Origin of the sequence: Streptomyces sp. NPDC048441 (genome assembly GCF_043200235.1) — a bacterium.
Taxonomy (GTDB): domain Bacteria; phylum Actinomycetota; class Actinomycetes; order Streptomycetales; family Streptomycetaceae; genus Streptomyces.
In genome coordinates, this window is the sequence record NZ_JBICXM010000004.1 from 38,070 (window position 1) to 53,349 (window position 15,280).

Genomic DNA, 15,280 nt, shown 5'->3' on the forward strand with positions numbered 1-15,280 from the left:
CTGGTCGGGGCGGAGCGGGGGTCAGGGCACGACGGGGCGGGCGGTGAGGCGGTCGCCGTCGACCATGACGGTGCCGGTCTCCGGGTCGAGGCGCGGGGCCTTCCGCGCAGTGCCGTCCTCCTTGAGGATCCCGACCTGCTTCCCGTCGGGCAGGACGATCCAGCCGCCGTCGATCTTGGCGCCGCGGACCTCGGTGGTCGCGCGGTAGAGGCCGGACGGCTTCGTCGCTTTGTCGGCTGTGAAGCCCCATGTCTTTTTGTCGATGTCGACCGTGCCGCGGACCTTCTTGTCCGCGAGCTTGCCGTCCAGCTTCGCGCCGTGCTTGCCGGTCAGGTGCATCGAACCGTCGTCCTTGACGTCGCCCTTGAGCCAGGACTCCGTGTTGTGCCCGTCGCAGAAGTACGCGATGGCCTTGTCGTCACGGATGGAGATGGAGACCGCGGAGGTGTCGTCGTCGGTGCGGCCCGCGTACTCGGCCTTGGCGGGTGGCTTCTTCGACGGGCTCTCGGTGGGCGTGGGAGACGGGCTGTCCACGGTGGGTTTCGCGGACGTGGGCGCGGGCGACGCGGCGCCGGGTGAGTCCTCTCCGTACGACGAACTGCCCTCCCCTGTCGTCGCGTTGAGCGACAGCATGAACAGGGCGAGCAGCAGTCCCCCGAGAAGCGTGTAGAGCGGTCCGGAGCGCTTCATGCGGCCTCCCCCGAGGCGTGGGCCTTGCCGGCCCCTCCATGCAAGCGGACCCGTGCCCCGGCGTCCATAGGTGAACAGCCACCAATCAGCCCAAGTGGCGACAGGGGGCGATTCAGGCGACATTGGCATGGTCTGAGGTCCGCGCCCCTTCGAGGCGCCGACCCGGCCACTCACTCGAAACGCGACTCGAAACGCGACTCGAAACGCGACTCGAAAATCGAAAGGCGCGACCATGGCGGGTAACGATCTGGGAAGCCTTCTCGGCGGTCTCCTCGGCGGCGGTCTCCTCGGCGGCGGTCAGGGCAGCCCGTCCCCGACGAGACCCTGGACAAGCTGACCCCGGAAGGGCAGGTCCCGTCGGGCACGCTGGAGGACCTCATCAAGGAGCAGAAGCTCTGAGTCCACCACGGTGAGGCACGGTGAGGCACGCGGCGTCCGTCTCGGCAGGCGGGCGCCGCGCACTCGTCCCCGGGGCGCTGACTACCCTTGGCCCGTAGAGCAGTCGGACAAGCGCGAGCGAGGAGCAGCACAGTGGCGGTACGAGCGGTCCGGGGCGCCGTCCAATTGGAGCGGGACGCGGCCGACCACATGGACGAGCAGGTCAGCGAGCTGCTCACCGCCATCCTGGAGCGGAACGAGCTGACCCAGGACGCCCTGATCAGCATCTGGTTCACGGCGACGCCCGACCTGCACAGCGACTTCCCCGCGGCGGCGGCGCGCAAGCTGGGCATCGTGGACGTCCCCCTGATCTGTGCTCAGGAGCTACAGATCGAGGGAGCCATGCCGAGGGTCGTCCGTGTCCTCGCGCACATCGAGTCCGACAAGGCCCGCGCCGACATCGCGCACGTCTACCTCGGCGCCGCTGCCACCCTGCGCAAGGACATCGCCCAGTGAGAACCGCCCTCGTCATCGGCACCGGCCTGATCGGCACTTCCGCCGCCCTGGCCCTCGCGTCGCGCGGTGTGATCGTGCACCTCGCCGACCACGACCCCGGGCAGGCCCGCACGGCGGCCGCGCTCGGCGCGGGCACCGACGAAGCTCCCGAGGGACGCGTCGACCTGTGCGTCGTCGCCGTGCCGCCCGCGCACGTCGCGGCGACCCTCGCCGACGTCATGCGGCGCGAGGTGGCCCGCGGCTACCTCGACGTGGCGAGCGTCAAGGGCGGCCCGCGCCGGGAGCTCGAGGCGCTCGGCGTCGACCTCACCCCGTACATCGGTACGCACCCCATGTCGGGCCGCGAACGCAGCGGTCCCCTCGCCGCCACCGCCGACCTCTTCGAGGGACGGCCCTGGGTCCTCACGCCCACCCGCGACACCGACACCGAGGTCCTCAACCTCGCCCTGGAGCTGGTCGCCCTCTGCCGTGCCGTGCCGGTCGTCATGGACGCCGACGCGCACGACCGTGCGGTCGCGCTCGTCTCGCACATGCCGCACCTGGTCTCCAGCATGGTCGCGGCACGCCTGGAGAACGCCGAGGAGACCGCGGTCCGCCTCTGCGGGCAGGGCATCCGTGACGTCACGCGCATCGCCGCTTCCGACCCCCGGATGTGGATGGACATCCTGTCCGCCAACCCCGGCCCCGTCGCCGATCTGCTCGCCGCGGTCGCCACCGACCTCGACGAGACGGTGACGGCGCTGCGGGCACTGCAGTCGGCGGACGACTCGAAGCGGCGCGAGGGCGCGGCGGGAGTCGAGAGCGTGCTGCGGCGGGGGAACGCGGGCCAGGTGCGGGTGCCCGGCAAGCACGGGGCGGCGCCCGCGACGTACGAGGTCGTCGCGGTGCTCATCGACGACCAGCCTGGCCAGCTGGCCAGGATCTTCGCCGACGCGGACCGGGCCGGGGCGAACATCGAGGACGTACGCATCGAGCACGCGACGGGACAGCAGGCCGGCCTCGTCCAGCTGATGGTCGAGCCGAAGGCGGTTCCGGTGCTCGCCGCGGCACTGCGGGAGCGAGGCTGGGCGATCCGGCAGTGAAGGGCTGGGGCAGCCGGCAGTAAGAGGTGCTCGCGGGAGCCAGTAACCTTGTGCGGGGCGTGTCTGCGCCCCGCTACCTTGCCCCGCGTCCTGAGAAAGGTGTCCGCACCCCGTGGAAACCGTGGAAACCGCCGGCCCGGCGCCCGCAGCAGTGATCGTCGCCATCGACGGACCCTCCGGCACGGGCAAGTCGAGCACATCGAAGGCCGTCGCCGCCCAGCTCGGCCTGAGCTACCTGGACACCGGTGCCCAGTACCGCGCCATCACCTGGTGGATGGTGAGCAACGGCATAGAGCTGGCCGACCCGAGCGCCATCGCCGCGGTCGCCGGGAAGCCCGAGATCATCTCCGGCACCGACCCGCTCGCCCCGACCATCACGGTCGACGGCACGGACGTCGCGGCGCCGATCCGCACCACCGAGGTCACCTCCAAGGTCAGCGCCGTCAGCGCGGTGCCCGAGGTGCGCGCCCGCATCACGGAGCTTCAGCGCTCCATCGCCGCGTCCGCCGAGAAGGGCATCGTCGTCGAGGGGCGTGACATCGGTACGACCGTCCTGCCCGACGCCGACCTGAAGATCTTCCTCACCGCCTCTCCCGAGGCCCGCGCCGCCCGCCGCAGCGGCGAGCTGAAGGGCGCCGACGTCGCAGCCACGCGCGAGGCGCTCATCAAGCGGGACACGGCCGACTCGAGCCGCAAGACGTCCCCGCTCGCCAAGGCCGAAGACGCCGTCGAGGTGGACACCACCGAGCTCACGCTGCAGCAGGTCATCGAGTGCGTCGTCACCCTCGTCGAGGAGAAGCGGGCAGCGAAGTGAAGGTGGCGCCGTCGGAACGGGGTGCGGAGGTCGGCCGCCGCATCGGCGTAGGCCTCATGTACGGGCTGTGGAAGCCCCGCGTCCTCGGCGCCTGGCAGGTCCCCGCGAGCGGTCCGGTGATCCTCGCGGTGAACCACTCGCACAACGTGGACGGCCCGATGGTGATGGGGACGGCGCCGAGGCCGACCCACTTCCTCATCAAGAAGGAAGCCTTCATCGGGCCGCTCGACCCTTTCCTGCGCCGCATAGGGCAGGTGAAGGTGGACCGTGAGATCGCCGACCGCACGGCGATCACCCGGGCCCTCGGCGTGCTCGACGACGGCGGCGTCCTCGGGATCTTCCCCGAGGGCACCCGGGGCGAGGGCGACTTCGCCTCGCTGCGCGCGGGCCTCGCCTACTTCGCCGTACGCAGCGGAGCGCCGATCGTGCCCGTCGCGGTCCTGGGAAGCACGGAGAGGCGCGGACGGTTGATGAAGGGGCTGCCCCCGCTGCGCAGCAGGGTCGATGTCGTCTTCGGCGAGCCCTTCGAAGCGGGCGACGGCAACGGACGGCGTACGCGCAAGGTGCTCGACGAGGCGACCGCGCGCATCCAGCATCGGCTCACCGCCCACCTGGCGGACGCCAGGCGCCAGACCGGGCGCTGAGCGAGACTTTCAGTAGTGGCCCGTCGCGAGGCGGTCCACCGATCACGAATACGACAGAGGTACGGACTTCATGAACGACCAGATCCAGCCCGAAGGCTCGGCTGAACACGAGCACGGGGCGCTTGGCGATGCCGAGTACGCGGAGTTCATGGAGCTCGCCGCGGAGGAGGGCTTCGACGCGGAGGACGTCGAAGGCGCGATCGGCGAGGCCGGTCACGGCCCGCTGCCCGCCCTCGCCGTCATCGGACGACCCAACGTCGGCAAGTCGACTCTCGTCAACCGCATCATCGGCCGCCGCGAGGCCGTCGTCGAGGACCGCCCCGGCGTGACCCGCGACCGCGTGACGTACGAGGCCGAGTGGGCGGGCCGCCGCTTCAGGCTCGTCGACACCGGCGGCTGGGAGCAGGACGTCCTCGGCATCGACGCGTCCGTGGCCGCCCAGGCCGAGTACGCGATCGAGGCGGCCGACGCGGTCGTCTTCGTCGTGGACGCCACCGTCGGCGCCACCGACACGGACGAAGCCGTCGTACGGCTGCTCCGCAAGTCGGGCAAGCCCGTCGTCCTGTGCGCCAACAAGGTCGACGGCCAGTCCGGCGAGGCCGACGCCACCGCCCTCTGGTCCCTCGGCCTCGGCGAGCCGCACCCCGTGTCCGCGCTGCACGGCCGCGGCACCGGCGACATGCTGGACGCCGTCCTCGACGCGCTGCCCGAGCTGCCGGCGCAGACGTTCGGCACCGCGCTCGGCGGCCCGCGCCGCATCGCGCTCATCGGCCGTCCGAACGTCGGCAAGTCGTCCCTGCTCAACAAGGTGGCGAACGAGAACCGCGTGGTCGTCAACGAGGTCGCGGGCACCACCCGTGACCCGGTCGACGAGCTCATCGAGCTGGGCGGCATCGTCTGGAAGTTCGTGGACACCGCGGGCATCCGCAAGCGCGTCCACCTCCAGCAGGGTGCTGACTACTACGCATCGCTGCGCACCGCTGCCGCCGTCGAGAAGGCGGAGGTCGCGGTCATCCTGATCGACGCGAGCGAGTCGATCAGCGTCCAGGACCAGCGCATCGTCACGATGGCCGTCGAGGCGGGCCGCGCCATCGTCGTCGCGTTCAACAAGTGGGACACCCTCGACGAGGAGCGCCGCTACTACCTGGAGCGGGAGATCGAGACCGAGCTCCTCCAGGTCGCGTGGGCCCCGCGGGTCAACGTCTCCGCCGAGACCGGCCGCCACATGGAGAAGCTCGTCCCGGCGATCGAGACGGCCCTCGCGGGCTGGGAGACGCGCGTTCCCACCGGGCGGCTCAACGCCTTCCTCGGCGAGCTCGTGGCCTCCCACCCGCACCCGATCCGGGGCGGCAAGCAGCCCCGCATCCTCTTCGGCACGCAGGCGGGCACGAAGCCGCCGCGGTTCGTGCTCTTCTCCTCCGGCTTCATCGAGCACGGCTACCGCCGCTTCGTGGAGCGCAGGCTCCGTGAGGAGTTCAACTTCGAGGGCACGCCGATCCACATCTCGGTGCGGGTGCGTGAGAAGCGCGGCCGCAAGAAGTGAGCACACAGAAGTAAGCACTCATGGGTCGGGCCCCGTCTTCTTTATGAAGACGGGGCCCGACCCATTCCCGGCGGAGCCTCAGCCCTCCCTGCGCGGGCCCGGCGGCAGCGCGGCGGGGAACTCCTTGTGCCCCGTGCCGTACTGCTCCTGGCCGTAGCGGGTGACGTGCAGCTGACCGAAGGTGTTGTGCCGCGCATCCAGCCGGTCGCCGACGCGGTGCAGGCCGTACGGCCTGCCGCTGAAGGAGGTGAACCCCAGATCCTCTTCGCCGGACCGGTCTCCCGGAAGGGCCTTGAACGACCTGCGGTACTCCGAGTAGAGCGCGTCGTAGATCGGCGTGGCCGAATGTTCGCCCCCGGTGTCCTGCGCGGAGCGCATGGACGGAATGGGGGTGGAGGTCTGATACGTCGGCCGATGGCGGGAGGGGTCGTATGTGTGCACGTATGTGCCAACGACCCCCATCGCGTACGGATGCGGGGGCCGCGCCGCTTTCACGAGGCGTCGGGGGTGTGACCGGCGTATTCAGGATGCGTGGCGGCGGCGCGGCCTGCTCGGCTCAGGTACCGGCCAGCGGCATCGCGGCCGCGACGAGGCGGCCGTGTGTCGCCGCCTTGTCCAGGGCGCCGCGCAGCAGGTCTTCACGGGGCTGGCGGCCGATGGAGCCGACCGGCGCCGCGAACAGCAGCACCGTCTGCAGCTTGTTGGCAGCGGCCCGCCAGGCGTCGGTCACCTGGAGCGGGTGGTGGGCCTGCCACCAGGCGACGGGCGAGCCGCCGCCGGCCCCGGGCTGGAGCACGGCGTGCAGCTGGCCCGCGGCGAGCAGGATCGACCAGCCGTGCAGCACGGGAGGTACGCCGTCCAGCGAGGCCACCGGCGTGAAGCCCTGCTCCACCAGGAGCGTCAGGAAGTCGTCGCCGCCTCCCGGCTGGGAGCCGGGGCGCGCGATGGTGCCGGTCGGCTCGACGACGAGCGCGGGCCGCAGCTCGCCCTCGATGAGGACCAGGCCGCTGGTCACGCCGAGGACCGCCTGGTCGGGCGCTGCTTCGGAGGGACCGGGGCCGGGGACTCCGGCTAGGCCGGTGCCTTCCTCTCCGGTGATCGAGCGCACGGCGCCCTGGAGCTGCTCCTCGGAGACCTGGACGATCTGGGAGGGCAGGCAGGTGGCGTGTGCGAAGGCGAGTACGGCGGTCTCGTCGCCGATGAACAGGACCGTGCTGGTGCGTTCCTGCTCCGAGTCGCCCGGGGTGCGGCAGGAGGTGCAGTCGTAACTGCCCGGGGCGTTCTCTCCGGCGAGCAGCCGGTCGGCTTCTTCGTCGCCGATCTCGGCGCGTACGTCGTCGCCGACGTCGAGCATGCGCGGCACGGGTGGCTCCTCGGGATCGATGCGTGGGAGCCGGGGGGTCCCCGGCTCATAAGGAGACAACGGGCGATCAGTGGCGCAAGTCACGCGCGAAAGCGAACGGAATCGAACCATCCGCAGCGGAGCGTGAGTTGTCCGGCGGAAGGTGTCACTCCGTGCCAACGCCTGGTGGGTACAGGGAAGTTGGGTCGGTGAGGTGGGTCACAGATCGCCGTGGCGACAGGTCGACAAATCCTGAAATCAGTGAATTAAGTGGTTGGCTCAAATTCGCCGATACTCCGGGTAACGGCCAACTGGCCTGGAATGACAAGGAGGTGGTTGTTATCGGGGCGAGTTGGCGCCTAGATTCCACCGCCGTGTGCAGCGAGCACCGCTCGGGTACGTCCGCCGGCCGCACCAGCCAGCAAGCAAGTCAGCAAGCAGGCCAGCAAGCTCAAGCACCACGGCACGACAGTGCCGACTCCGGCGGACGGGGTGAGCGGGCCTCCGGCGTCAGATGCGCGGGGAGGTCCGGGACGCCTGGGGGAGCCCGGGTCCTTCGAGAGGGAAATTCATGTCCGCACGTCCCAAGTGCGTTCGCAGGACAGCAGTGATCGGCGGAGCGGCGTTGCTCGCCCCGCTGGGACTGCTCACCGCCACCGGCCAGGCCGGAGCGGCGGACAGCGGAGTGTGGGATCGCATCGCCCAGTGCGAGAGCGGCGGAAACTGGCAGATCAACACCGGTAACGGCTACTACGGAGGGTTGCAGTTCTCCGCCGGTACCTGGCGTGCGTACGGCGGAGGAGCCTATGCGGCGACCGCCGACAGGGCGTCCAAGGCACAGCAGATCGCTGTCGCCACCAAGGTCCAGCGCGCTCAGGGGTGGGGCGCGTGGCCGAGTTGCTCGGCGCGGGCAGGTGCGGCCGGCGGGGCGCCGGGGGCGGCGGCTCCTGCCGTTCCGGCCGCTCCAGCGGCTCCCAAGGCCGTCAAGAAGCAGCCTGCGAAGGAGCCTCGCCGTGCGCCGAGTCAGGCCGACCGGGGTTCCGGGCGCGCCGACTACACCGTCCGGCAGGGAGACACTCTCAGCCGGATCGCGGCGGCGCACGGCGTCAGCTGGCACAAGGTCTACGCCGCGAACAAGGCGGTCATCGGTGGTGATCCGAACGTGATCATGCCGGGGCAGCGGCTCGATCTCTGAGCCCCGCTGCGAGGGGCGCTCTGCGAGGGGCACTCTGCCAGGATCGCGGTCCCGCTCGGTCGTCCGACCGGGTGGGGCCGCGCCGGTGGCGGCGCGGCACGGCCGGGTGATGCGGCGGAGCTGCCTAGCGTGGCCGGATGTATCCGTCGGTCAAGGCCAAGGTCAAGGTAAAGGCAAAGGTCAAGAGTCTCCGGTCGCTGTGGCCCGCTGGTCTGGTCGTCGCGGCTCTGTCCTCGCTGATGCTGCCGGTATCGGCGTCCGCGGCCCCCGCCCCTCCGCCGCTGCCGGGCCCGGGGTCCGCTGCCGCGGCGTACGACTGTTCCCGTACGGAAGGGCCGTGGGCCTGCCTCGCGCAGTGTGAGAGCGGCGGCCGATGGCATGTGAACACCGGAAACGGCTTCTACGGAGGACTGCAGTTCTGGCAGCCCACCTGGGAGGAGTTCGGCGGCCTCAAGTACGCGCCGCGTGCGGACCTCGCCACTAAGAAGGAGCAGATCAAGGTCGCCGAGAAGGTCCTGCGTACGCAGGGGTGGAAGGCCTGGCCCGTGTGCTCGAAGAAGATCCCCAAGGACATCCGGGACGGCACGAGCCTGGTGCATGTCGTCAAGAAGGGGGAGACGCTGAGCTCGATCGCTCGCCGCTACAAGATCCGGGACGGCTGGCAAGCGCTGTACCGGGACAACCGGAAGACGATCGGGAGCCGTCCCGACCGCCTTGACATCGGCGCGGAGCTGGTCATCCCGAAGGCGGCGGTCCGTTCCTGAGTTCGGCCGCCTCGCCGCTGAACACGACCGAGCCGCGGCGCAGTTCGTGCACCACCACTGCCGTCCGGCCCGCGTGTTCGCGCAGGCCGGGCGGCAGGCGCTGTTCGGCGGTGACGACGCAGGAATGCGGGGCCAGGGCCAGGGCCGTGAGCAGGTCGTACGTGCGGGCCGCGACCGCTGGGGACATGCCCTGGGTGGGCTCGTCGACGAGGATCACCTCGGCGTGGGCGAGCAGGGCGCGGGAGACGGCCACCATGCGTTGTTCCCCGCCGGAGAGGGTGCCCGCCCGGCGGAGGAGGTGGGGGTGCAGTTCGGGGTACGCGGTCAGGGCAGGAGCGATGTCGGCTCCGCGGGCCGAGGCCGATAGTTCGAGGTTCTCGCGGACAGTCAGGTTGCTGTAGATCGCCTGCCTGTCCGGTACGAAGCAGAGGCCACGTCTTGCCCGTTCGTGCGCGGTGAGCCGGCTGACGTCCCGTCCGTCCCAGATGACGGCGCCTCCGGAGAGGGGAGCCGTGCCGGCTAGGGCGCGCAGGGCCGTGGTGCGGCCTGAACCGTTGCGGCCCAGGAGGACGGTGAGGCCGGGCGACGGGGCGTCGAACGTCACGCCGTGCAGGGCCTCCAGGGGGCCGTAGCGGACGCGGGCCCGGCGAAGTGAGATGCCGCTCCTGCCGCTTCTCATGGGGTCGCCCTGTGGAGCACTTCGGCCGGCGGGCCCGACGCGATGATGCGGCCCGCCGTCATGACGTGCACGGTGTCGGCCAGGTTCGCCACCAGGTCGATGTCGTGCTCCACCACCAGGAGCGCCATGCCGTCGGCGGCAAGGGCACGCAGGATGCGGGCCAACGCGGCCACCTCGCCGGTGTCGAGGCCCGCCGCCGGTTCGTCCAGGAGGAGGGTGTGGGGGCCGCCTGCCAGGGCTCGGGCCAGTTCTACGCGCCTGAGGGTGCCGGTGGGGAGGTCTGCGGCGGGGCGGTGGCGGGTGTCGTCTCCGTCGAGAGAGAGGAGGCGGAGGGCTTGGGTGGTGGCCAGGGCGGCGGCGTTGGCGGCGGCTTTGGCGGCGGCTTTGGGGTGGTGCGCCCCTCCCTGTTCCGCGCCGACCCGGACGTTCTCCGCGATGGTCAGGGACGGAAAGACCGCCAACTGCTGAAAGGTGCGGGCTACGCCCAGGCGGGTCCGGGCGTGGGCGGGGGTGCCGGTGATGTCCTGACCGTCGAGCGTGACGGTGCCGGTGGCGGGGCGCAGGGTGCCGGCCAGACAGTGAAAGAGGGTGCTTTTACCCGCGCCGTTCGGGCCGACTACGGCGGTGATGTGGCCGGGGGGCACGGAGAGGGTGACGCGGTCCAGGGCGGTGAAGCGGTCGTAGGTGGCGGTGATGTGGTGGGCGGTGAGGGTGGGTTGGGGTGCGGGGGTGCGTCTGGCCTGGGTGCCGTCGATGGGGTGGGCAGCGGTGGGTGGGTGCGGGGCTTCGGGTGGGGGCTGTTGCGGGGGCAGGGGCGCGTCGGTGTGTTCGTGCTCGTCGTGGGTGTGGTGGGTGGTGGTGGGGAGGTGCAGGTCTTCGCGCCGGGTTTCGGGTGGGGGCGGGGCCGCGCCGGTGCGTCCGTCCTCGCTGTCGTCCGGTGGCTGCTTCGGTGCTTCGGCGCCGGAGTGTTGCGAACCGTGCTCCGGGCGGACAGACCGACGCGTCCCCTCGCGTCGGAGTGGCGGCTGCGGGCCGGTGTCGCCTTCTGCCGTGCTTTCGCTGTCCGATCGGTCACTGCGGGGCAATCGGGTGGGTGGGTGGGAAGTGGGGGTCAAGGCGATGCGGGCCCGCCCGCCCAGCGGCGTCAAGGACGGGCTGCGGCTCCACCCGGCGGTAGCTGCACGCAGGGCCTCGTAGGGGCCACCGGGAAAGCGGCCCACCAGCACCGCGAGGACGCCGATCAGCGCCGCAGCGACCCCACCCCGCGTGCCCGCGTCAAGGCCCACCAGGAGCGCCGCAGCGACCAGCGCGCCCAGCAGGCTGTCCGCGCCGAGGACCACCACCGCCGCGAACCAGAGAAGCCCGCGCACGGGGTCGTACGCGGCGGGATCGAAGGCCCGTAACCCCATCCCCAGCATCCCGCCGCCAAGGGCGGCCAGCGCCGCACCGGCGACGAAGGCCGTGAGCTTCAGGGTGCGCACAGGCACCCCGGAAGCCGCCGCCCCCGCCTCGTGATCCCGCATCGCGGCAAGGGCACGCCCCACGCGGCCCCGGCGGAGCGTGACGGCGAACAGGAGCGCCGCGGCCAGCAGGATCAGTTCCAGTACGTAATACGCCCGGTCACCGGAGAAGCCCCCGGGGCGGTCGAGGGCGAGCCCCGACGTCGCGTACGGCTGCGCGAAGACGAAGCGGCTGACACCGACACCGACCGCGAACGTCGCGAGGGCGAGCGCGAGCCCGTGGCGGCTTATCGCGGGCCAGCCGGTGAGGAGGCCGAGCGGGGCCACCAGGAGGACGGCGACGGCCAGGGCGGGGAGGGAGGGGAGTTCGGGCAGACCCGGGAAGCGGCCCGCCGTCAGGAGCGCGGTGAAGAGCGCCCCCAGGCCCGCGTACGCCGCCTGGCCGAGCGAGATCTGGCCGCCCCTGCCAGTGACGATCACGAGCGAAAGCAGGATGACGGCCAGGGCAGGGACCTGGACCGAGGTCGTCAGGTCCGAGCCCGCGAAGCCCAGCGGGATGAGGAAGAGGACCGCCGCCACTATCCACGCACCCGGCGGCGTGGGGACCCGCGCCGTCGCCGTACGCGGAAGCGTGTTCTGTGAGCCGATACCGGGCAGCGCGAGGGCGGCGACGAGCAGCGCCACCACGAAGAGGTTCGACGCCAGGGCCTGGAGCAGCGGCTCCGCCCACCCTGATGGGTGAAGGCGGGTCAGCTGGCTCTGGGCCACGCCGAGTCCGACGGCCACCACGACCGCGATGAACAGGCTCCGCATCCGGGCCGCCACCGCGACCGCCACCACCTCCATGACCAGGAGCGGCATACCGTACGGATCGAGACGTACGAAGGGGGCAAGGAGCACCCCGGTGAGGCCCGCCGTGAAGGCGCCGAATGCCCAGCCCGCCGACGCCACCCGGTCCGCGTCGATTCCGCCGAGTACGGCGAGGGGCCGGTTGTCGACCACGGCCCGCAGTTCGCTGCCGAAGCGGGTCCACCGGGTGACCGCCCAGACCGCCGCGGCGAGCGCGACCGTCACCGTCAACTGGGCCCAGGGGTCCGCCGATACGACGGTGGGGGCGTCCGCCTTCGCTCCGGGACCCCAGATCAGTGCCGCGCCGCCGACGAGGAGGACGAAGACCCCGATGGACGCCACCAGGGTCCGGGCCGGGTCGCTGCCGAGGACCGACAAGGGGCGGAAGACCGCCTTCTCCAGGAGGAGGCCGATGGCCGGGGCGATGAGGATGAGCGTGACCGCCGTGGCGAGGGGCAGGGGCCAGTGCCACTCGACCGTCAGCTGGCGCAGGACGTAGGCGCAGACCATGGCGATCGCGCCGTGCGCGAAGTTGAGGACGCCGGTGGCGCGGTACGTGACGATCAGGCCGATGCCGGTGAGCGCCGCCGCGCTGCCGATCGCGAGCCCGGCCAGTGTCAGGTCGTAGCTCAGGGAGGCCACCGGGTCATCGCTCCGGGGACGGGGTGGTGGAAGGGCCGGGGGTGGCGGGAGTGGTCCGCGGTTCGCAGATGGGGCAGGGGCTCAGGTCGCCCGTGGCGAGGATGTGGGCGTCCGCGGGGACCGCTTCCGGTTTCCCCGCCACCAGCGGGCAGTCGGCCCGGTGCCAGAGAGTTCCGCCGGGGACCATCAGCAAGGCGCCGCCGACCGTCGAGGGAACCGGCCGCTCGGCGGTCGCGGGGGGAGTCGCGCCCGCCGTCACCAGGAGGCCGTACAGCTCCTCCACGCGGGCCGTGGCCAAGACGCTCCTGCCGTGGGCGAAGAGCACGGCCCCGGCGATGATCAGCGCCGCGCCCGGCACCGTGCACGACGCCAGATAGGGGAGCTGCCGCTCGGCGAAGCGCTCGCCGGAGATGCCGTACCAGCCGATCACACAGAGCACCGCACCGGCGGCGAGGGCCGCGAACGCCGCCCAGAGGACGGGGCGCACGGCGCGCAGCCGAGCCGCCCGAGCCGCATGATCTCGCTGAGCCGGTCGTGCCGGTCGGTCCGCCCGCATCCAGGCCCCCTGGAACACGTCAGTAACGTCAATGGGCTGTCCATGTCAGTCAATGGCTTGCACTATGCCTTCTGGAAGCTGACCCTGAAAGCACCGGGCCCTGATGGCCCGGACCGACACCCGGTGGTGAGCCGATTGGTTCTCTGGACCAGCCCCAGACGGGGGAGCGATCTCGAGCGGGGAAGGGTGCGGAGCGTGGCCATGGCGGCAGCCGCGGTCCTGCTTGTCGCTCCGGCCGCCGTGGCGTGCGGTGATGACAGCGGCGGTGGCGGCGAGAGCGATCCGCCCAAGCCGTCCGCGGAGAAGTCGACACAACAAGCCCCGTCGGACGACGCGAGCGCACCGGCGGATCCGGCCGCGGCCGAGAAGCAGGTCAAGGAGAACTGGGAGAAGTTCTTCGATCCCGCCGTCTCCATGAAGCACAAGGAGGCCGTGCTCGAGGACGGGCCGAAGATGCGCGCCGTCCTGAAGAGCTTCAGCGGCGACAAACGCGGCAAGCAGGTCAGCGCCGAGGTCAACAAGGTCGAGTTCACCTCCGCGACCGAGGCCGACGTGACGTACGCGCTGACTCTGAAGGGTGCCACCGCGCTGCCCAGCGCATCGGGGACCTCCGTCCATCAGGACGACACCTGGAAGGTGTCCGTCAAGACTCTCTGCGCACTGGTGAAGCTGAGCGGCAATGCGTCGCCCGGTCCTGGCTGCTGAAGCCCTTGCCGTCGCCGCGCTGCTCATGGCGGTGGCGGGCTGCGGCAGCCGGCTCCCCGAGAGCGACTTCGAGGGCAGGAACACGGCGCCCGCCCCGTCGGGGGCGCCGATCCGGGTCGGCATCATCACCAGCGCGACGAGCCCGGTCGGCGGCTCCGCGTTCACCGGGCCGCGGGACGGCGCCAAGGCGTACTTCGAACGGCTGAACGCGCGGGGCGGGATCGACGGGCGCAAGGTCGATGTGCGTACGTGTGACGACGGCGGCAGCGGCGTCGGCAACAACGAATGCGTGGACAAGCTCGTCGAGGAGGACGAGGTGGTCGCGCTCGTCGCCACCAGCTCGCTGGACTACGCGGGGGCCTCCCGCGTCTCCCACGCGCGCGTGCCCGACGTAGGAGGGCAGCCGATCGGGGCCGCGTACGACACCTATCCGCATCTGTACGGGATCTACGGCAGCCTCGCCCCGCGCGAAGGAAAGCCGGGCTGGGACGGCAAGCTGATCGGCGGGACCGAGGTCTACCGCTACTTCAAGCGGGAGCAGGGGGCACGGACCGCCGCCGTCGTCTCCTACAACCAGGCCGCGTCGGCCGCGTACGCCCGTCTCGTCACCCGGGGTCTGAAGGCCGAGGGCTACAAGGTGGTCACGGAGCAGGTCGACTTCGCGCTGCCGAACTTCCGGGCCGCCGCGGCCGACCTGAAGGAACAGGGCGCCGACCTCGTCTTCGACGCGATGGACACCCATGGCAATGCCCAGCTGTGCGAGGCGATGGACGACGTCGGCGCGAAGGTCACCGCCAAGGTCACCAACGTCCAGAACTGGACCTCCTCGGTGGCCGACGACTACAAGGACGCGCCGCACTGCCGCAACGCCCTGTGGGCCACCGGATCGAGCCGCAACTACGAAGACACGGACCATCCGGCCGTACGGGAGTTCCGCGACGCGGTGAAGGGCGACAAGGCCCTCTCCCAGTGGGAGCTCGAAGGCTGGGCCGCCGCCATGTGGTTCACGGACGCGGCGAAGTCCTGCCGGGGAGACCAGGGAAACCGGGGAGACCGGGGCGACGTCACGCGCGCGTGCGTGGACGCCTTCATGCACCGCGGTACGCCGTACAGCGCCCGCGGACTGCTGCTCCCTGTGACGTACGAACAGCGGGCCGAGCCGCCACGGACCCGCCGGACCTGTGTGTCCGTGGCCCGCTGGAAGGACAGTGAGGGCTGGGTCACACAAGGAGACATGAGCGACAACTGCTTCAAAGTGCCTCAGCTCTCCTACCAGCCATGATGCGTGTAGTTGCCAGGAAAGTTCCCGAAACCGCCTATCGATGGCGCAACTGTTGGGGAACAAGATGATGATGAAACCCAACCCTCTGCCCGGAATCCCCGTCTAACCCTGCGGTAGGCGGACGCAAGGGACTGTCCGC

At 71.2% G+C, this 15,280-nt stretch carries 15 protein-coding genes; 9 read left to right on the top strand and 6 right to left on the bottom strand.

What is annotated here, in order from left to right; all coding sequences use genetic code 11:
- Window positions 1–21: 21 nt before the first annotated feature.
- Window positions 22–690 carry a hypothetical protein gene (locus tag ACGFSB_RS11285; protein ID WP_393397111.1) on the bottom strand — a complete coding sequence of 223 codons (669 nt, stop codon included), beginning with the start codon at window positions 688–690 and terminating at the stop codon, window positions 22–24.
- A gap of 531 nt (window positions 691–1,221) precedes the next feature.
- Between ACGFSB_RS11285 and aroH the strand changes: the two genes are divergently transcribed.
- From aroH to der, 5 genes are all read left to right on the top strand, one after another.
- Window positions 1,222–1,584: a chorismate mutase gene (gene aroH / locus ACGFSB_RS11290; RefSeq protein WP_393397113.1), complete on the top strand. Its 363-nt coding sequence runs from the start codon at window positions 1,222–1,224 to the stop codon at window positions 1,582–1,584.
- The gene (locus ACGFSB_RS11295; RefSeq protein WP_393397115.1) at window positions 1,581–2,666 is read left to right on the top strand and encodes a prephenate dehydrogenase; all 1,086 of its coding nucleotides are present in this window, start codon (window positions 1,581–1,583) and stop codon (window positions 2,664–2,666) included. The genes aroH and ACGFSB_RS11295 overlap by 4 nt, the downstream gene beginning before the upstream one ends.
- Window positions 2,667–2,778: 112 nt before the next feature.
- Window positions 2,779–3,480: a (d)CMP kinase gene (cmk, locus tag ACGFSB_RS11300; protein ID WP_393397117.1), complete on the top strand. Its 702-nt coding sequence runs from the start codon at window positions 2,779–2,781 to the stop codon at window positions 3,478–3,480.
- Window positions 3,438–4,124 carry a lysophospholipid acyltransferase family protein gene (locus tag ACGFSB_RS11305; RefSeq protein WP_393397119.1) on the top strand — a complete coding sequence of 229 codons (687 nt, stop codon included), beginning with the start codon at window positions 3,438–3,440 and terminating at the stop codon, window positions 4,122–4,124. Before cmk ends, ACGFSB_RS11305 begins: the two co-directional genes overlap by 43 nt.
- A gap of 70 nt (window positions 4,125–4,194) precedes the next feature.
- Window positions 4,195–5,667, top strand: a complete 1,473-nt coding sequence (der, locus tag ACGFSB_RS11310; RefSeq protein ID WP_393397120.1) for a ribosome biogenesis GTPase Der — start codon at window positions 4,195–4,197, stop codon at window positions 5,665–5,667.
- A gap of 78 nt (window positions 5,668–5,745) precedes the next feature.
- On the opposite strand, the gene ACGFSB_RS11315 is transcribed toward der, so the two are convergent.
- A complete protein-coding gene (locus ACGFSB_RS11315) occupies window positions 5,746–6,045 on the bottom strand; it encodes a hypothetical protein (RefSeq protein WP_393397122.1) in 300 nt (99 codons plus the stop codon).
- A gap of 178 nt (window positions 6,046–6,223) precedes the next feature.
- Window positions 6,224–7,030 carry a hypothetical protein gene (locus tag ACGFSB_RS11320; protein ID WP_393397124.1) on the bottom strand — a complete coding sequence of 269 codons (807 nt, stop codon included), beginning with the start codon at window positions 7,028–7,030 and terminating at the stop codon, window positions 6,224–6,226.
- Between the two features lie 550 nt (window positions 7,031–7,580).
- Here ACGFSB_RS11320 and ACGFSB_RS11325 point away from each other — a divergent pair.
- Entirely contained in the window at window positions 7,581–8,204 is a 624-nt protein-coding gene (locus ACGFSB_RS11325; RefSeq protein ID WP_393397126.1) for a transglycosylase family protein, read from the top strand.
- A 137-nt stretch (window positions 8,205–8,341) separates the two neighbouring features.
- Window positions 8,342–8,968, top strand: coding sequence for a transglycosylase family protein (locus ACGFSB_RS11330; RefSeq protein WP_393397128.1), 627 nt, complete (start codon window positions 8,342–8,344; stop codon window positions 8,966–8,968).
- Here the strand turns inward: ACGFSB_RS11330 and ACGFSB_RS11335 are convergent.
- Genes ACGFSB_RS11335 through ACGFSB_RS11345 form a run of 3 tightly spaced genes read right to left on the bottom strand, consistent with a single transcriptional unit; the run spans window position 8,940 to window position 13,154 of the window.
- Complete coding sequence (locus tag ACGFSB_RS11335; protein WP_393397130.1) at window positions 8,940–9,647, bottom strand: ATP-binding cassette domain-containing protein; 708 nt, start codon at window positions 9,645–9,647, stop codon at window positions 8,940–8,942. The genes ACGFSB_RS11330 and ACGFSB_RS11335 overlap by 29 nt on opposite strands.
- Complete coding sequence (locus ACGFSB_RS11340; protein ID WP_393397132.1) at window positions 9,644–12,598, bottom strand: ATP-binding cassette domain-containing protein; 2,955 nt, start codon at window positions 12,596–12,598, stop codon at window positions 9,644–9,646. The genes ACGFSB_RS11335 and ACGFSB_RS11340 overlap by 4 nt, the downstream gene beginning before the upstream one ends.
- A 4-nt stretch (window positions 12,599–12,602) precedes the next feature.
- Window positions 12,603–13,154 carry a hypothetical protein gene (locus tag ACGFSB_RS11345; protein WP_393397134.1) on the bottom strand — a complete coding sequence of 184 codons (552 nt, stop codon included), beginning with the start codon at window positions 13,152–13,154 and terminating at the stop codon, window positions 12,603–12,605.
- 201 nt (window positions 13,155–13,355) lie between these two features.
- On the opposite strand from ACGFSB_RS11345, the gene ACGFSB_RS11350 reads away from it, so the two are divergent.
- The gene (locus ACGFSB_RS11350) at window positions 13,356–13,859 is read left to right on the top strand and encodes a hypothetical protein (protein WP_393397135.1); all 504 of its coding nucleotides are present in this window, start codon (window positions 13,356–13,358) and stop codon (window positions 13,857–13,859) included.
- The gene (locus ACGFSB_RS11355; protein WP_393397137.1) at window positions 13,834–15,141 is read left to right on the top strand and encodes an ABC transporter substrate-binding protein; all 1,308 of its coding nucleotides are present in this window, start codon (window positions 13,834–13,836) and stop codon (window positions 15,139–15,141) included. The genes ACGFSB_RS11350 and ACGFSB_RS11355 overlap by 26 nt, the downstream gene beginning before the upstream one ends.
- Window positions 15,142–15,280 lie beyond the last annotated feature (139 nt).